General features: G+C 54.1%; 12 protein-coding genes and 1 pseudogene. 11 read left to right on the plus strand and 2 right to left on the minus strand.

The genetic code is table 11. The features are described 5' to 3' along the window. Positions 1-224: 224 nt before the first annotated feature. Complete coding sequence (gene tpx / locus ECL_RS08855; RefSeq protein WP_013096423.1) at positions 225-731, minus strand: thiol peroxidase; 507 nt, start codon at positions 729-731, stop codon at positions 225-227. 107 nt (positions 732-838) lie between these two features. Between tpx and ycjG the strand changes: the two genes are divergently transcribed. Then, the gene (ycjG, locus tag ECL_RS08860) at positions 839-1,804 is read left to right on the plus strand and encodes an L-Ala-D/L-Glu epimerase (protein WP_013096424.1); all 966 of its coding nucleotides are present in this window, start codon (positions 839-841) and stop codon (positions 1,802-1,804) included. Here the strand turns inward: ycjG and mpaA are convergent. Continuing rightward, positions 1,795-2,508: a murein tripeptide amidase MpaA gene (gene mpaA / locus ECL_RS08865; RefSeq protein ID WP_013096425.1), complete on the minus strand. Its 714-nt coding sequence runs from the start codon at positions 2,506-2,508 to the stop codon at positions 1,795-1,797. The two genes, ycjG and mpaA, sit on opposite strands and share 10 nt — an antisense overlap. Positions 2,509-2,690: 182 nt before the next feature. On the opposite strand from mpaA, the gene ECL_RS08870 reads away from it, so the two are divergent. The 10 genes and pseudogenes from ECL_RS08870 (at position 2,691) to ECL_RS27710 (ending at position 17,835) form a co-directional block, all read left to right on the plus strand. After that, complete coding sequence (locus ECL_RS08870; RefSeq protein ID WP_013096426.1) at positions 2,691-4,307, plus strand: peptide ABC transporter substrate-binding protein; 1,617 nt, start codon at positions 2,691-2,693, stop codon at positions 4,305-4,307. Positions 4,308-4,891: 584 nt separating this feature from the next. Then, entirely contained in the window at positions 4,892-5,383 is a 492-nt protein-coding gene (gene tssB / locus ECL_RS08875; protein ID WP_013096428.1) for a type VI secretion system contractile sheath small subunit, read from the plus strand. A gap of 41 nt (positions 5,384-5,424) precedes the next feature. Further along, positions 5,425-6,966, plus strand: a complete 1,542-nt coding sequence (tssC, locus tag ECL_RS08880; RefSeq protein WP_044159362.1) for a type VI secretion system contractile sheath large subunit — start codon at positions 5,425-5,427, stop codon at positions 6,964-6,966. A 17-nt stretch (positions 6,967-6,983) separates the two neighbouring features. Beyond that, positions 6,984-8,324, plus strand: coding sequence for a type VI secretion system baseplate subunit TssK (gene tssK / locus ECL_RS08885; protein ID WP_013096430.1), 1,341 nt, complete (start codon positions 6,984-6,986; stop codon positions 8,322-8,324). Continuing rightward, positions 8,321-9,013, plus strand: coding sequence for a type VI secretion system protein TssL, short form (tssL, locus tag ECL_RS08890; RefSeq protein ID WP_013096431.1), 693 nt, complete (start codon positions 8,321-8,323; stop codon positions 9,011-9,013). The genes tssK and tssL overlap by 4 nt, the downstream gene beginning before the upstream one ends. Further along, positions 9,010-10,533 (plus strand): OmpA family protein, encoded by a 1,524-nt coding sequence (locus ECL_RS08895; protein WP_235123300.1) that lies wholly within the window; start codon positions 9,010-9,012, stop codon positions 10,531-10,533. Before tssL ends, ECL_RS08895 begins: the two co-directional genes overlap by 4 nt. After that, entirely contained in the window at positions 10,485-12,767 is a 2,283-nt protein-coding gene (tssH, locus tag ECL_RS08900; RefSeq protein ID WP_013096433.1) for a type VI secretion system ATPase TssH, read from the plus strand. The genes ECL_RS08895 and tssH overlap by 49 nt, the downstream gene beginning before the upstream one ends. Continuing rightward, positions 12,764-15,556, plus strand: a pseudogene (locus ECL_RS08905) (type VI secretion system Vgr family protein). Before tssH ends, ECL_RS08905 begins: the two are co-directional and overlap by 4 nt. 2 nt (positions 15,557-15,558) lie before the next feature. Then, positions 15,559-15,984, plus strand: a complete 426-nt coding sequence (locus tag ECL_RS08910) for a DUF4431 domain-containing protein (RefSeq protein ID WP_044158331.1) — start codon at positions 15,559-15,561, stop codon at positions 15,982-15,984. 3 nt (positions 15,985-15,987) lie between these two features. Further along, complete coding sequence (locus ECL_RS27710; RefSeq protein ID WP_013096434.1) at positions 15,988-17,835, plus strand: TIGR02594 family protein; 1,848 nt, start codon at positions 15,988-15,990, stop codon at positions 17,833-17,835. The last annotated feature ends 33 nt before the right edge of the window (positions 17,836-17,868 follow it).

Below are 17,868 nucleotides of genomic sequence, written 5' to 3' on the forward strand. Positions count from 1 at the left end.
TTGCGGTTTTTAAACCTTTATTATGTGTTAGCGATCTCATTATGGTGAGAATGGAACGTTTTTATTTCATGATATATGTGATTTTAGAACGTTTTTGCTTTAACGATTCAGCTATTGAGGCAATAAAAAACCCCGCATCGGCGAGGTTTGGAACGCAAGGTCTATTCTTAAATAAACCTTTTATTTCATTACATTGCTAAGCTTTATAAAATGCCTGTAAATAATCAGGCTTTCAGTGATTCCAGCGCAGCGGTGTAGTCAGGTTCGGTGGTGATTTCGTTGACCAGTTCGCTGAACACGACGTTATCGTTTTCATCGATTACCAGCACGGCACGCGCCGCCAGGCCTTTCAGTGGGCCTTCAGCAATGCCAACGCCGTATTTTTCCAGGAAATCCGGGCTGCGCAGAGTTGAAAGGGTGATGACGTTGCTCAGACCTTCAGCACCGCAAAAGCGGGACTGCGCGAATGGCAGGTCTGCTGAAACGCACAGCACCACGGTGTTGTCCATTTCAGTGGCCAGCTGGTTGAATTTGCGCACGGATGCGGCACAGACGCCGGTATCAATGCTTGGGAAAATGTTCAGTACTTTGCGTTTGCCAGCAAACTGGCTCAGTGTGACGTCAGACAGATCTTTAGCCACCAGAGTAAAAGCCTGCGCTTTGCTGCCAGCCTGAGGAATGGAACCTGCTACAGCAACCGGGTTGCCCTGGAAATGAACGAGTTGTGACATAGATATCTTCCTGTTTACATATAGTTAACGTCGAGGCTAGTGTATGCCATCAGCGGATAACACGGCAAACCAATTTTTTCGCCTTACCGGGCTGCAAGGAGTCAGTGATGAGAAGCGTTAAGGTCTATGAAGAAGCCTGGCCATTGCATACCCCGTTTGTGATCTCCCGTGGCAGCCGAAGTGAAGCCTGCGTGGTGGTGGTCGAAATAGAAGAAGAAGGGGTTAAAGGGGTTGGTGAATGCACGCCTTATCCTCGCTACGGAGAAAGCCTTGCCTCGGTGATGGCGCAAATTATGACCCTGGTACCTGACCTGCAAACCGGGTTGACGCGTGAGGCGTTACAGCAGCGTTTACCTGCCGGGGCGGCCCGTAATGCAATTGACTGTGCGCTGTGGAGTCTTGAGGCGGCGAAGCAGCAGATATCCTTACCGTCGCTGGTCGGCGTGACGCTTCCGGAGAAAGTGGTGACCGCGCAAACCGTGGTGATTGGCGAGCCGGAGCAGATGGCTGCCAGCGCAAACGCGCTCTTTGAGGCTGGCGCCACTCTGCTTAAGGTGAAACTCGACGATCGCTTGATCAGTGAACGCATGGTCGCCATTCGCGCGGCGGTGCCGGACGCCACGTTGATTGTCGACGCCAACGAATCATGGCACCCGGAAGGGCTGGCCGCGCGCTGCCAGCTGCTGGCCGATCTGGGGGTGGCTATGCTGGAGCAACCGCTTCCGGTACAGGATGATGCGGCATTGAAGAACTTTATCCACCCATTGCCGATCTGCGCCGATGAAAGCTGCCATACCCGTGACAGTCTCGACGGTTTAGCGGGCTGCTATGAGATGGTGAATATCAAACTCGATAAAACCGGTGGGCTGACCGAGGCGCTGGCGCTGGCGTCGCAGGCACAGGCGAAGGGGTTTACGTTGATGCTGGGATGCATGCTCTGTACTTCCCGGGCGATTAATGCGGCGCTACCGCTGGTGAATCAGGTCCGGTTTGCCGATCTCGATGGCCCGACCTGGCTGGCGGTTGACGTTTCGCCTGCGCTCACCTTCACCAGCGGAGTGCTTCATCTCTGAGGCTGCCAGCGCAGAAGATCTACCATCGCTTTCAGGTATTTTTCGCTGGCTTCGTCGGAAGAAATGGGGGGGAATTCAGCGGTGATGCAGTGCAAATCCAGATCGGCGCACCAGCTACCAAATGACCCCGGTGTTTCATAGCCGACGCTGCTGACCAGAGGCAGGGCAAAGGCATCGGCAAGCCACTGTCCCAGCGCGGAGTGACGGGGATCTTCAATACAGGCCAGCGGATCGTGAAATGAGACAACCCACGCGGGGTGGATCTTGTGGATTAACTGGCAGAGTGCCTGTGTTTCTGGCTCTGAGCCGGGTTTTTCTCCCGTCAGTAACACCACGTCACGCTCTTCAGCCGAGCTGTTCCAGCGGTATACCGTTTCACCGGCGCGCCAGTTGGCCGCCGGGAAGTTGCGGTTTAAGTCTATCCCTCTCGCATTCGCCCGCAGCCCAAGCTGACAGCCATCCGGGTTGACGGTCAGGATCACATGATGTCGGCGTAGTGTCGGTGCAAGGGTGCGTAACGCGCAGGAGAGGGTGACGATCGAGGAGTTCTCATCGCCGTGCGTTCCCGCAATAATCAGGCCGCTATGACGATCGGCATCCGGTGCGGGAAACCAGATCAGCGGTGCACCTAAGAAAGACTGGCCATAATGTTCGGTGCCTGGCGGGAAAGCGCCACGTTCCGTTCTTGGTCGGGTAACTGCCATAGGAAATCCTGATAAAGAAGTGCTTACTGGCAGTGTTGTGCAAAACCCACGTTTAATCAAATAGTTTCATCGAAGGATGAAGATTGCCAGATATCACCTTTCCGGCTTAAGGTATTTGCATTTCGCCGTTTCGAAACAAATAATTACGCATTCGCGTATTACCGATTTCTAAAGGGGATCTCATGAAGCATCCTGTTTCGCTGCTTTTTTCTGCACTGTGCCTTTGCGGGCTATCGTCATTTTCTTACGCTGCTGATGTGCCAAAGGGGACGGTGCTGGCGCAAAAACAGGAGCTGGTCAGACACATCAAAGACGAACCCGCGTCACTGGACCCGGCCAAGGCCGTGGGGCTACCCGAGATTCAGGTGATTCGCGATCTGTTTGAAGGCCTGGTTAATCAGAATGAGAAAGGGGAGTTGACGCCGGGCGTGGCGACGCGCTGGCAGAGTAACGATAACCGCATCTGGACATTTACCCTGCGTGATGATGCAAAATGGTCTGACGGCACGCCGGTCACGGCGCAGGATTTTGTTTACAGCTGGCAGCGTCTGGTTGACCCGAAAACCACCTCGCCGTTTGCCTGGTTTGCTGCTCTGGCAGGCATTAACAACGCTCAGGCGATTATTGATGGCAAAGCCGCGCCCGATACGCTGGGGGTAGCGGCGGTGGATGCCAGAACGTTACGCGTTCAGCTCGATAAACCGCTGCCGTGGTTCAGCAACCTGACGGCAAACTTCGCGTTCTATCCGGTTCAGAAAGCGAACGTCGAAAGCGGTAAAGAGTGGACGCGTCCGGGCTCCCTGGTGGGCAATGGTGCCTATGTGCTGAAAGATCGTGTGGTGAATGAGAAGCTGGTCGTTGTGCCGAATACCCACTACTGGGATAACGCGAAAACTGTTCTTCAAAAAGTGACGTTTATTCCGATCAACCAGGAGTCTTCCGCCACCAAACGCTACCTGGCAGGCGATATTGATATCACCGAGTCGTTCCCGAAAAACCTTTATCAGAAATTGCTCAAGGATATTCCTGGACAGGTATACACGCCACCGCAGCTGGGAACGTATTACTATGCATTTAACTCGCAAAAGGGCCCGACCGCCGATTCCCGCGTGCGTCTGGCGCTGAGTATGACCATCGATCGCCGGATTATGGCGGAGAAAGTGTTAGGTACGGGAGAAAAACCAGCCTGGCATTTCACGCCTGATGTGACGGCAGGTTTCACGCCAGAGACATCACCGTTTGAGCAGATGTCGCAGCAGGAGCTAAACGCGCAGGCCAAAACCTTGCTGCAGGCGGCGGGGTATGGCCCTCAGCGTCCACTGAAGCTGACCCTGCTGTATAACACTTCAGAGAATCATCAGAAAATCGCGATTGCGGTGGCTTCGATGTGGAAGAAGAACCTGGGAGTAGACGTCAAACTGCAAAACCAGGAGTGGAAAACCTATATCGATAGCCGAAACACAGGGAATTTTGATGTGATTCGCGCGTCCTGGGTCGGGGACTACAACGAGCCATCTACCTTCCTGTCGCTGCTGACATCAACCCACAGCGGCAATATTTCCCGCTTTAACGACCCGGCTTACGATAAGATCATCAATCAGGCGACGCTTGAAACCACCGCGGAAGCCCGTAATGCGGATTACAACCGGGCGGAGAAGATCCTCACGGAAAAAGCGCCAATTGCGCCGATCTACCAGTACACCAACGGACGTCTGATTAAACCCTGGGTGAAGGGATATCCGATCAATAATCCTGAAGACGTGGCGTACAGCCGTACGATGTATATTGTGAAGCACTGAAAAACGCGAGTCTGCTAATTTATTTCCCCTCCTGATACTGCGCTGGCCCGATATCACGTGCCAGCGCTTTTCTGTTCATTCTAGATCGTGAAGATGGCGCTGCATTGATACTGTGTTTTACAGCGCAGGGTATTGCTCTGTTTTTTTAAATTAAGCGAAATATTCATATTTTGAATATATTGCATCTCGTTAAAACAACTGTCCACTATTGGACTTTTTAATGGGTGTCGCGTCTTACGGATGCGTGTAAATATTGATGCGGGTCATACTATTAGGTAGCGCTGTAGATGTTTTCTCTCGTATTGATTTAAATCAATAATATTGCTTTGTTTGGATATGGAACTTCATTTTTTTCACAGAAATAGCCACTAATGCTGACTATTTTCGGAGTTGTGGTTGATATTTCTTTATGAAAAGGCACGCTGTAAACCATATTTTAATTATATAGAGTAAAATTCTTAAGGAATGTCTTAATTTGGACTTTGGTTCCAGGTGGTTGATCTATTGCAGCGTTTTGTTCTAATATCGATTTATTCAGAAACGTCGTTAACTTCAACAAACATTCCTTAAGGAAAGGGACTGCTATGGCTGATACGTTCCAGAACGAAGTGCCTAAGGCACGCATTAATTTAAAACTTGCATTGCATACCGGAGGGGCGCAGAAGAAAGTTGAGTTACCCCTTAAATTACTCACTGTCGGTGATTTCAGTAACGGCAAAGAGAGCCGGCCATTATCTGAAAGAAAGAAAATTAACGTCAACAAAAATAACCTCAATAGTGTACTTTCGGAATTTAACCCGGAGGTCAACATGACGGTTCCGAATACGCTGGCGGGTGAGCGTACGGAAGAGAATGTGACGCTGCGCTTTTCAGATATGAAAGATTTTGAACCCGAACAGGTGGCCCGACAAATTCCCCAACTTCGTGCCATGCTGGCGATGCGTAATTTATTACGTGACCTCAAGTCCAATCTGCTGGATAACGCCACTTTCAGAAAAGAGCTCGAGAAAATTCTTAAGGATCCGGCGCTGTCTCAGGAATTACGTAACGAAATGAGTGCCCTGGCCCCGAAATAAAAACGGGCGCGTCTTTTAATGGATTAAACGAGAGAATGCTGATGTCTGTTAATACTGAAAATGGCTCCGCGCAGGGGCAGACCACTGTGCTGGAAAAAGAGAGCGTCTACGCCTCCCTGTTCGACAAAATCAACCTGACCCCGGCCACAAGCCTGGGCGATATCAATGCGTTTCTGGACGATGCCGCACTGTCTGATGCTCCGGCAGGTGAGCGCCTGACAGCGGCAATGCAGGTATTTATGGACTGCATCCGCAAATCCGGCCAGCCAGTGGAAAAACTCGATAAAACCCTGATTGACCACCATATCGCGGAGCTGGATTTCCAAATCAGCCGCCAGCTGGATGCGGTGATGCATCATGCAGAATTCCAGAAAGTGGAATCCCTGTGGCGCGGCCTGAAGCAACTGGTGGACAACACCGACTACCGCCAGAATGTAAAAACGGAAATTCTGGATGTGTCCAAAGACGACCTGCGCCAGGACTTCGAAGATGCGCCGGAACTTATCCAGAGCGGCCTGTACTGGCACACCTATACCGCTGAATACGACACCCCGGGCGGCGAGCCGATTGGCTCGGTTATTTCAGCGTACGAATTTGACGCAAGTCCGCAGGACGTGGCGCTGTTGCGCAATATCTCGAAAGTCTCTGCCGCCGCGCATATGCCGTTTATTGGTGCCGTCGGGCCGAAATTCTTCCTCAAGGAATCGATGGAAGAGGTGGCCGCGATTAAGGACATCGGTAACTACTTCGACCGTGCCGAATACATCAAATGGAAATCCTTCCGCGACACCGACGATGCCCGTTATATCGGCCTGGTGATGCCGCGCGTGCTGGGGCGCCTGCCTTACGGCCCGGACACGGTGCCGGTGCGCAGTTTCAACTACGTTGAGCAGGTGAAAGGTCCGGACCACGAAAAATACCTGTGGACAAGCGCATCTTTCTCCTTCGCCTCCAACATGGTGAAGAGCTTCATCAACAACGGCTGGTGCGTGCAAATTCGTGGCCCGCAGGCAGGTGGGGCCGTGAAAGACCTGCCGATCCACCTGTACGATCTGGGTACCGGCAACCAGGTGAAGATCCCGTCAGAGGTGATGATCCCGGAAACCCGCGAGTTTGAATTCGCTAACCTGGGCTTTATACCGCTGTCGTACTACAAGAACCGTGATTACGCCTGCTTCTTCTCGGCGAACTCGGCGCAGAAACCGGCGCTGTACGACACCGCCGACGCCACTGCCAACAGCCGCATCAATGCCCGTCTGCCGTATATCTTCCTGCTGTCGCGCATTGCGCATTACCTGAAGCTGATTCAGCGCGAAAATATCGGTACGACGAAAGATCGCCGTCTGCTGGAGCTGGAACTCAATACATGGGTACGCAGTCTGGTGACCGAAATGACCGATCCGGGCGACGAACTGCAGGCCTCACACCCGCTGCGCGATGCGAAGGTGGTGGTGGAAGATATTGAGGACAACCCGGGCTTCTTCCGCGTGAAGCTGTTCGCGGTGCCGCACTTCCAGGTGGAAGGCATGGACGTGAACCTGTCGCTGGTGAGCCAGATGCCGAAAGCGAAAGCGAAAGCGTAAGTTAAGGCAGGAAGCCAATGAAAACGGAACAACCGTTATGGGGCAGGGGCCAGATGGTCTCTCCCCAGCACTTCCAGCAACAGGCCGCGTATGCGGCCTGGTCTGCGGAATGCATCGCCCGGTTAGGTCTCTCCCATCCCTGGGGAGTGATTGATGCCACTTTCGAACCGGATGCACTGAAACTGGGCCGCCTGCAGGCTCGTCGTCTGCACATTCGTTTCCCTGACGGGACGCTTATCGACACTGATAATGCTGACGATCTTCCACCGGTTCTGGCGCTTGAGAGTGGATCACAGGATGCGGTGGTGGTGCTGGCCCTCCCGCTGCTGCGGGCGAATGGCGGCAACTGTCTTACACCCGATGCGGTGGCCGAACGCCCTGTTCGCTATCGCCAGCGCTGGCGGGATATCCGCAACGCTTTTGGGGACGACACCCGCCAGATTGCGGTGATGAAACCTGAGCTGACGCTGCGGTTTGCCTGTCAGGACAACAGCGATTATCTGACCTGCCCGGTTGCCCGCCTGCAGCAGGATTCGCAGGGGGCATGGTTACTGGATGAGACGTTTCTTCCGCCACTGCTGGCTCTGCAGGGCAGTCGCTGGCTGATGATCCAGCTGGAACAGCTGATGAGCCAGCTACGTGTACGCCTGAGTCGGCTGATGGCCATGCGCCGGGAAAGTAATGAGCGGATGGCCGATTTTGCCGTGGCGGATGTGTCCCTGTTCTGGCTGCTCAATGCCCTTAACAGCGCAGAACCCGTGCTCGGACAGTTTCAGCGCCACCCGCAAAGCCCGCCGGAGCGTCTGTATCCGGAACTGGCACGCCTGGCGGGCAGTCTGCTGACTTTCTCGCTGGAGCATCAGGTGAGTGCGATCCCGGTCTGGCAGCACGAGCAACAGAATAACGTATTCCCGCCGCTGTTTGATTTACTGGGTGACCTGTTGGAAGCCAGCCTGCCGTCGCGGGTGGTAGCGATTGAGCTTGAGCATGATGCCAGGCTTCACTTCTGGCAGGCCCGTCTGCATGACCCACGTCTGCGTGAAGGGGCTGATTACTACCTCTCGGTGCGTTCAACGGTACCGGTGGCACAAATGCAGGAGCAGTTCCCGCGCCAGTGCAAGGTCGGCAGCCCCGATCATGTCAGAAGTATCGTCAATTCATCGCGGGTCGGCGTGCCTCTGACGCCGCTGCGCCATGTACCGGCAGCCATTCCGTTACGTCTGGAAAATCAGTATTTCAGTCTTGATGTCTCTCATCCTCAGGCCACTGAAATGCTTCAGGGTGGGACCTGCATGTTTTACGTTCCGGGCATGCTCGGCGAGCCTGAACTTGAACTCTTTGCGGTGCTGAGAACATGAGTGAGCGTAAACGCGGCACTGCCGCGGCCATTGATATTGATGCCCTGCTGCAGGACACCTGGCTTCAGGTGATCAGCCTGCGTCACGGTCCGACGTTTCAGGAGGGCGAAGGGCGCACGCTGTGGGAGCGCTGTATTGCTGATGTCGAACGTGTGCAGCGTGAGCTGAAAGCGAGCGAACTCGATGAAGCCAGCTGTCAGCATATTCTTACCGCACAGTGCGCCCTGCTCGATGAGGCGGTGAAAGGTCGTGGTGTGGAAGATGACGCCTGTGTGCAGTGGTATGACATTCCCCTGCAGGGGCACTTCCTCGGCACTATGGACGCCGGCGACACGCTGTGCGATCGGATGCGCGATGTGCTGCGTGAACCGGCGCCTGACCACGCTGTCGTGACCTGCTTCCAGCGGGTCATGATGCTGGGTTTTCTCGGCAGTTACCGATCATTGAATGACCCGGAGCGCCAGAAACTTGTCAACGCACTCAGTGAATATGTCACACCGTTCAGCTATCCACAGTCCTACCCCGTACTGGCGGAAAGTCATACCGGGCGGGGAATCATGGGCGGCTGGCTGGCGTCATGGCCCGTACGTATTGGTCTGAGCGTGATAGTGGTCGCTGCACTCTGGTGGGGACTGGATCGCTGGCTGGATCAGTTGCTGCTAACCCTGTTGCCGGGGGCCGTGAAATGAGTCCTGCACAACAGCGCGGGCTGGCGTTGTGGGCCGTCCTGCTAAGTGCCGTGGTCTGCCTGAGTTTTCTGCCGGTATCCAGGTGGGTTTCTGTGCTCATTCTGCTGGTGGTACTGGGGGGTATCCTGGCGTTCTGGACAGTCGCCAGTCGCCGTGAACAGCATGATGTCACCCTGCGCCTGGAGGATCTGCCTGACGCCACTTACCGTCAGCCCGTAGTGCTGGTTTGTGGCGATCTGCCTCTGGCCTGGCCGCATTCGTCACCGGTACTCACTGTCACGCAGGGATGCTGGATCCGCGTGGAGGATCATCATGATCTGGCGCAGGTCGCCCGTCAGATACTGTGGTTACGTCCTGACTGGGGACGTCAGCTGTCGGTGATGGTCAGCGTCTGCCCGCAGCAGCACCCTGACAGCGAAGCCCTGACCAGTCGACTGCTGACCCTGCGCTGGCACATCAGTCAGCTGCGTAAAGCAACCGGTCACTCTGTGCCGCTGGTGCTGAATGGTCAGGTCGGCAGCGCGATGACGAATGACATGTTCTGGCAGGCGGTTTTCCCGAGAGAAGGGGTGAGGGTCTGGCGTGAATCTTCAGCCCCGGGGTCTGTTGCTGAATGGGTTACCTCCGGCGGAACGCCTGCGGTGCAGCAACAGGTGCTGATGAATAGTCTGATGAACTGGTTCCGTCAGCATGTCCAGGCCGTCTTTATGGATGAGAACCCCGATGTGCCGGTCATTGCACCTGTTGCGGTGCTGTGGGGAATGGGGCCGATCCTGGCCGGAAGCTTGGCCACATCGGCCTGGACGACGTGGCTTTCCCGTCACACCGCGATGCAGCAGGTGTCTGGCTGGCAGCCGGTGGGAACGGACAGTACGGTCATCTCCCTGTTCCCGGATTTTATTCTGCCATTACTGCCGGAAGGGCGGGGCCTGATACCGCGTGAGCGAACCTGGCGTTGTGCGTTCGGGATTTTCACGCTGGCGGCCATTGCTGCACTGCTCAGCAGTGGCTGGAACAACCGCCAGCTGCTGCAACGCGTGAGCTTCGATATTGTGCGTTACAACAGCATCGCCATGGATGATTACGGTCCTAAAGCCAGTGCCGTACAGGTGCTGCGCGAGGATGCAGCGCTGCTGGATGAGCATGCACGGAATGGTGTACCGGCCCGGCTGGGCCTGGGGCTTTATCGGGGAGTACGTCTGCGAATACCGGTGCTGGAAGCGATCCGTTCGTATGTACCACCACCTCCTCCAACGAAGCCTGTAGAAAAGGTCGCGCCGAAAATCATCCGCCTCGACAGCATGTCGCTGTTCGACACCGGAAAATGGGCGCTGAAACCCGGCACCACGAAGCTGCTGGTGAATTCGCTGGTGGGAATTAAGGCGAAGCCCGGCTGGCTGATTGTGATAGCGGGTCATACCGACAGCACGGGCGATGACCAGTCCAACCAGGTGCTGTCGCTTAGGCGCTGGTGGACCGGCAGAGCCTGGTGCGCTGCGACGGTTTATGGCCGCTGCTGACGCTGGGGCTGAGCCAGCTTGAGCGTCTGCGACCGCTGCTGGATGCGCAGTCAGACGAGCGCGAAGAGGTACAGCAGGAAGAGGAGCTGACGCAGGGCTGCAGCGTGCCGCTGTCCGGCAGTGAGGTGAAAGAGGGCGAACTGAATCCGGCCCTGCAGAACGCGCTGGACAAGTTCACCCTTGATGTCACCGCTAACGCGCGTGAGGGCAAAATCGACCCGGTTTTCGGCCGTGATACGGAAATCCGCCAGATGGTGGATATTCTCTCGCGGCGTCGCAAGAACAACCCGATTCTGGTCGGCGAGCCGGGTGTGGGGAAAACCGCCCTGGTGGAAGGGCTGGCGCTGCGTATCGCCGAAGGGAATGTGCCGGAATCGCTGAAAACGGTGAGCCTGCGCACGCTGGACCTCGGTCTGTTACAGGCGGGGGCGGGCGTGAAGGGGGAGTTTGAACAGCGCCTGAAAAACGTCATTGATGCGGTGCAGCAGTCTCCGTCCCCGGTGCTGCTGTTTATCGACGAAGCGCACACCATTATTGGCGCAGGCAACCAGGCGGGCGGCGCGGATGCGGCCAACCTGCTGAAACCGGCGCTCGCCCGCGGCGAACTGCGGACCATCGCGGCCACCACCTGGAGTGAATACAAGCAGTATTTTGAGCGCGACGCGGCACTGGAGCGGCGCTTCCAGATGGTGAAAGTTGATGAGCCGGACGACGACACCGCCTGCCTGATGCTGCGGGGGCTGAAATCCCGCTACGCGCAGCACCACGGGGTGCACATTACCGATGAGGCGGTCAGGGCGGCGGTGACCCTTTCCCGTCGTTACCTGACCGGCCGTCAGCTACCGGACAAGGCGGTTGACCTGCTGGATACCGCCTCCGCCCGTATCCGCATGAGTCTCGATACCGTGCCGGAAGCGCTGACCCGCCTGAAGGCTCAACTCACGGCCCTGGCGATGGAAAAACAGGCGCTGCTGCAGGATATCGCGACAGGTAACACCGCCCACGGCGAACGTCTGGCGGCCATCGAACAGGACGAAGTCCGCATCATTCTGCAACTTGATGACCTGGAAGCGCAGTACGGCCAGGAGCTGAAACTGACGGAAGCCCTGCTGGCCTGCCGCAGTGATATCTCCCGCCAGGCGGAAATCGCTGACCTGCAGAGCCAGCTTGCCACCGTGCAGCAGGGGAACCCGCTGCTGGGGCTGGATGTGGACGCGCGTACCGTCGCCACGGTGATTGCCGACTGGACCGGTGTGCCGCTCTCCTCATTAATGAAGGACGAGCAGACGGAACTGTTACACCTCGAAGAGCACCTCGGTAAACGCGTGGTGGGCCAGGGCGCGGCGCTGAATGCCATCGCGCAGCGCCTGCGCGCGTCAAAAACTGGGCTTGCGCCGGAGAACGGCCCGCAGGGCGTGTTCCTGCTGACCGGACCGAGCGGCACCGGCAAGACCGAAACCGCGCTGGCGCTGGCGGACGTGCTGTACGGCGGTGAAAAATCCCTGATTACCATCAACCTCTCCGAATACCAGGAGCCGCACACCGTCTCCCAGCTTAAGGGTTCCCCGCCGGGCTACGTCGGTTACGGTCAGGGCGGTATTCTCACCGAGGCAGTGCGCAAGCGCCCGTACAGCGTGGTGCTGCTCGATGAAGTGGAGAAAGCGCACCGTGACGTGATGAACCTGTTCTACCAGGTCTTCGACCGCGGCTTTATGCGCGACGGCGAGGGGCGTGAAATCGACTTCCGTAACACGGTAATTCTGATGACCTCCAACCTCGGCAGCGACCACATCATGCAGCTGCTGGATGAACAGCCGGAGGCAACAGAAGGTGACCTGCATGAACTGCTGCGTCCGAGCCTGCGTGACCACTTCCAGCCTGCGCTGCTGGCGCGTTTCCAGACGGTGATTTATCGTCCTCTGGCGGAGGCCGCCATGCGCACCATTGTGGAAATGAAGCTCGCACAGGTGAGCAGGCGGCTGAGCCGACACTACGGTTTGACCACCAAAATTGATGAGAGCCTGTACGACGCGCTGACCGCGGCCTGCCTGTTGCCGGATACCGGTGCGCGTAACATCGACAGCCTGCTGAACCAGCAGATTTTACCGGTGCTGAGCCAGCAGTTGCTGACGCATAAGGCGGCGGGGCAAAAGCCACAGCACCTGTCCCTCAACTGGAGTGAGGAGGCGGGGATCGGACTGGAGTTTGACTGCACAGAAGGAGCGCACGCATGAGCAGTAATCCCCCGCTGAGATTCAGCCACAGCCATCATCTGCTTTCGGTGAAGGGCTGTGACGCAGGGCTTGATGTGCTGGCGTTTGAGGGCGATGAAGCCCTGAGTAAACCCTTCAGCTACCGTATTGAATTCACCAGCGCGGACCATGCCATCAGCAAAGAGATGATGCTGATGAAAGCGGCTTCCCTGACGCTGCAGGCTCCGGTTGACCAGGGTTATGGCATTAAGGTGCAGCAGCCGGTGCGGGTGATACAGGGGATGGTGAGCGGGCTTGAGCGTCTTGGCACCTCAAAAGATGAAACCCGCTACGCGGTAACGCTTGAGCCGCGTCTGGCACTGCTTGACCGCTCGCACCAGAACGCCATCTACCAGGACATGTCCGTCCCGCAGGTTGTGGAGAAAATCCTGCGCGAGCGCCACGGCATGCGCGGCCAGGATTTTCTGTTCTCGCTCACCAGAGAGTATCCACGCCGTGAGCAGGTGATGCAATACGGTGAGAACGACCTGCACTTTATCACCCGCCTGCTGGGTGAGGTCGGTATCTGGTTCCGCTTCACCACCGACACGCGGCTGAACATCGACGTGGTGGAGTTTTAAGACAGCCAGCAGGGATATGAGAAAGGCCTGACGTTGCCGTCGGTGCCGCCGTCCGGGCAGCATTCGCAGGGTGTGGACTCGGTGTGGGAAATGGAGAGCCACCATAACGTGGTCCAGAAGGCGGTCAGTACCCGCGACTACAACTACCGTCAGGCCACGGAAGACATGAATACCCTGGTGGACGCGACCGGCGGGGATGCCACCACGTACGGTGATGCCTATCACTGGGCCGATAACTACCTGACGGCGGGAACATCCCATGACCGCAATCCGGCGCCGGAGTCCGGGGCATTTTACGCCCGCATTCGTCACGAGCGTTACCTGAATGGTCAGACGAAGACCAGGGCCTTCACCAGCTGTCCGGTGCTCTCTCCGGGTCAGGTACTGAAAGTCACCGGTGGGTACGAAGTGGCAGACGTGTTTGCGCAGGGCGTGGTTGTCACGGCGATGCACAGCCATGCCCGGCGTGATGCGGACTTTGGCGTCCGGTTTGACGGTATCCCGGACAGCACCGATTTTTGTTTCCGCCCGGCGCCAGGCAGCCGCCCGGTGATGGCCGGCACCTTACCGGCCCGCGTCACCAGTACCACCGAAAATGACACCTACGGGCATATCGATAAGGACGGTCGTTACCGCGTCAATATGCTATTTGACCGCGACAACTGGGAGACCGGATTCGAGAGCCTGTGGGTACGCCAGTCCCGCCCGTATGCCGGCGACACGTACGGCCTGCACCTGCCGCTGCTGGCGGGTACCGAGGTGGCGATTGGTTTTGAAGACGGCAACCCGGACCGGCCGTACATCGCCGGTGTGCTGCACGACTCAGCGCACGGTGACCACGTCACCATCCGCAACTACAAACGTAACGTCCTGCGCACCCCGGCGAACAATAAAATCCGCCTCGACGATGAGCGCGGGAAAGAGCATATCAAGGTCAGCACGGAATACGGCGGCAAGAGCCAGCTGAATCTCGGCCACCTGGTCGACAGCGAAAAACAGCAGCGCGGCGAGGGTTTTGAGCTCAGGACGGACAGCTGGGGCGCCATCCGGGCGCAGAAAGGGATATTCATCTCGGCGGACGGGCAGGCGAAGGCGCGGGGCCAGGTGCTGGAGATGGAGCCGGCGGTCAGCAACCTCGGCGATGCCAGGGAGCAGATGACAGCCATCTCCGGTGATGCGCAGAAGGCGACCGCGAACCCGGCAGACCTTCAGGCGCAAATCACCCTGCTGGAACAGCAGCTGACGGACCTTAAAAAATCGGTGCTGTTGATGAGCGCACCGGACGGTATGGCGCTGACCAGCGGACAACACCTGCAGGTATCGGCCGGGCAGAACCTGATTACCACGGCCGGTAAAAATGCGGACATCAGCGTGGTGAAAAATCTGTTTATCGGGGTGGGCAATGCCCTGAGCGTGTTTGTGCGCAAACTGGGGATCAGGCTCATCGCCAACCAGGGGCCGGTGCAGGTACAGGCGCAGAACGATTTAATGGAATTGCTGGCACGAAAAGCAATCAGCATCGTCAGTACGGAAGATGAAATCCAGATCCTTGCGAAGAAGAAGATCACGCTGAACGGCGGGGGAAGTTATATCACGCTGGATGCGAATGCGATCGAGGCGGCGACGCTCGGGGATTACCGGACACGGGCAGGATTTTATGACCGGCAGCAGAAGGCATCAGCGAAACCTGCATTTTTAACGTTCCCTGTACTGGATGCGTCAGAGCCCGGCACAGATCCCGGCGAAACAGGTACAGACGAACAGGGAAGCGAAAAGGAAGACCCAGATAATAAACAACCGGTAACAGAACCCGGCAAGCAAAGTTTACGTTTTGCTTTTCCTGGTGCGGATACTGTCAGCCAAAGCATGGATTGGATGATAAATCAGCCATACAACATTACTGACAGTTATGGAAAAATTCTATCTACCGGAACGATAGATAGTTCAGGCCGTTTCCCGAAAATAGTACTTCCTGAAAGCGAAACATTGAATTTAATCATTGGACGAGAAAGTTGGGGCACAGAAGAACTTTCTCTTTCATCAACTAAAGATGACAGTATGGAGGATTTTGGGGATGAAGAACCAGATGACGATGTTTATTTAAGTGAAGTGGACTCTGCAGGAGATAGAACATCAGCATTGACTGAATCAATGATTGCAGAATTGTTAAATTTAACAAAGGTTAGTTGATAATGCTAAATCTTCTTATCAAACTTACGTTGAGTATAGCCATCTTATTTTATAACTTCAGTGTTAATGCTGCATGTCTGAAAGAGGGGGATAAGGTTGTACTCTCAGGAGTAATGAAAGAAGAGTTGTTTTACGGTCCCCCCAACTGGGGAGAGGATAGGCAACATGACGAAAAATTACTTTACTGGATCCTGCATTTAAACAGTCCGCTAAAATGTGTGATTGATGCTAATACTGAGCGAGATGGGTGGGACAGCAATGTACAACTCATTGTTAGCAGTAAAGATTATAAAAGTAAACGCAACTTACTTAATCACCATATCACTGTATATGGAAATGTGATGCTTGCTGACACAGGTTATCATATGACTTCAGTTTTACTAAAAGACATCAGTTTTAAACCAATGCGAAAAAATAAAAAAGGATGACGTATGAGATTTGTAAAAGCGACATACCATCTTAAAACCAAGACGGTTGAGTACGAAGCTGGTGATGGTACTCGTTTGCTAAAAACTGCTGGTACATTGAGTTGGCGATTTAACAATCCCGGGAATATTATCGCATTACCTGATGCAAATAAGCAAAAAGGGCGAATAGGCGCCGGGACTGTGTATAATCCGAAAAAAAATACATTCGTGATTTTTTCCAGCATTGAAGTTGGGGAGCGTGAAAAATGTGCATTATTGAAGCGAAAATATCGAGATTATACCATATCTGACATGATGTCGCAGTATGCACCTGAAACCGCAGGCAATGATCCCGTAGCTTATGCCAATTTTATAAGTTCAGAGAGTGGAGTTGCAAAAGATAAAAAAATTTCTGATCTGAATGATAATGAATTTGACAAGGTAGTGGATGCAATCAGTAAAAAGGAAGGTGGTCTGAAGCCCGGAACAGAAAAATGGGTGTATGTGACAAATGTGACTGTTTCTGATGGCTGCCGACCAGTTGCCGATGTGCCATTTAAGGTAATACTAGGAAGCACTACCTACGAGTGGAAAACAGATGCTTATGGTAAGCTCAAGACAATCATCCATACGAAACAAGGAATGGCTATTGTCCTCAAATATACTAATTCTGCAGGAAAAGAGGATGTAGTTTATTCAGCTGTTGCTGGGGATGAAACGAAAAATATACTGCTTACAAGAAACTTTTCACAATTTTCTGCAAAAACACTAGCCGAAACCCCAAAAGTCCCACGAGAGAAAAGTACTCAGAATCCGATAGAGTACATAGTTATGTCAGGAGACTCCCTCTCTAAAATTGCCGAACGTTATAAGACAAGTACTGATGAAATTGCCAAAAATAATAACATTAAAAATGTGAGTAAGATCTTTCCCGGTCAGCGCTTGACGATTTATGGTGTCAATACTAGTGGCCCTTCAGTATATATAGTTTCACCGGGTGATACACTGGCAAAAATCGCGGCGAAAAACGGTGTGAGTGTAGATGATATCGCACGACAGAATAATATATCAGACCCTAATAAAATATACCCGGGGCAATCCCTTTCTATTAGCACAAATGGCAGTAATGCTGCTGGTGAGACTGAGAAACCATCAGTCAGTTCTCCAGCATCAAAACCAGTGAATAAAAAACGACAAAATAGCGGTATAAATACCAATAAAAAAACGCTGGAATCGGTTGGGGGGAAGAATTCCGGAAATCCGATTGCGTTACTACCTCATGAACAGAGAGAGGCTCCATGGATGGCAGTTGCATTCGAGGAAGGAGAGACTAGATGGAAATGGGGGCGTGTAAAGGAAGGAGATGGTGGAATAAACTACCATAAGAAGACTGGCATTAATATGGCATCAATGGTTGGTAATTCTAATCCGTGGTGTGCTTCTTTTATAAATTATTGTCTCAAAGAGGCAGGATATTCAATGTCTGGTAGCGCCAGTTCTCAATCCTTCAAAAAAAACAAAAATTTCATAAAAATATCTGAGCCTATATATGGTGCAATAGTTGTTTTGCGGAAAAAAGGCTCCTGGACAGGGCATGTTGCTTTTATATACTGTCTTTTTGAAGATGGTGAAATAGGTGTGCTTGGCGGAAATCAAGGAAATAGTGTTACAATAAATCCATTATATCAAGTTTATATAAATGGACGTTTAAATTATGAACTGATAGGATTCTATATACCTAAGTCATATTACCCTTATGCACAAAAGATAATAAGTTCAGGTATGAGGGAAACTACGATGTCTAATATTGCAGAGTTGCGTGAAAGCCTTGGAGCCAATCTACCCTCGAATGAGGATGAAAGAACGAGGTAATAAATAAGGGGGGGTATATGAAGTGTTATTTTG

The organism is Enterobacter cloacae subsp. cloacae ATCC 13047, assembly GCF_000025565.1.
Taxonomy (GTDB): Bacteria; Pseudomonadota; Gammaproteobacteria; order Enterobacterales; family Enterobacteriaceae; genus Enterobacter; species Enterobacter cloacae.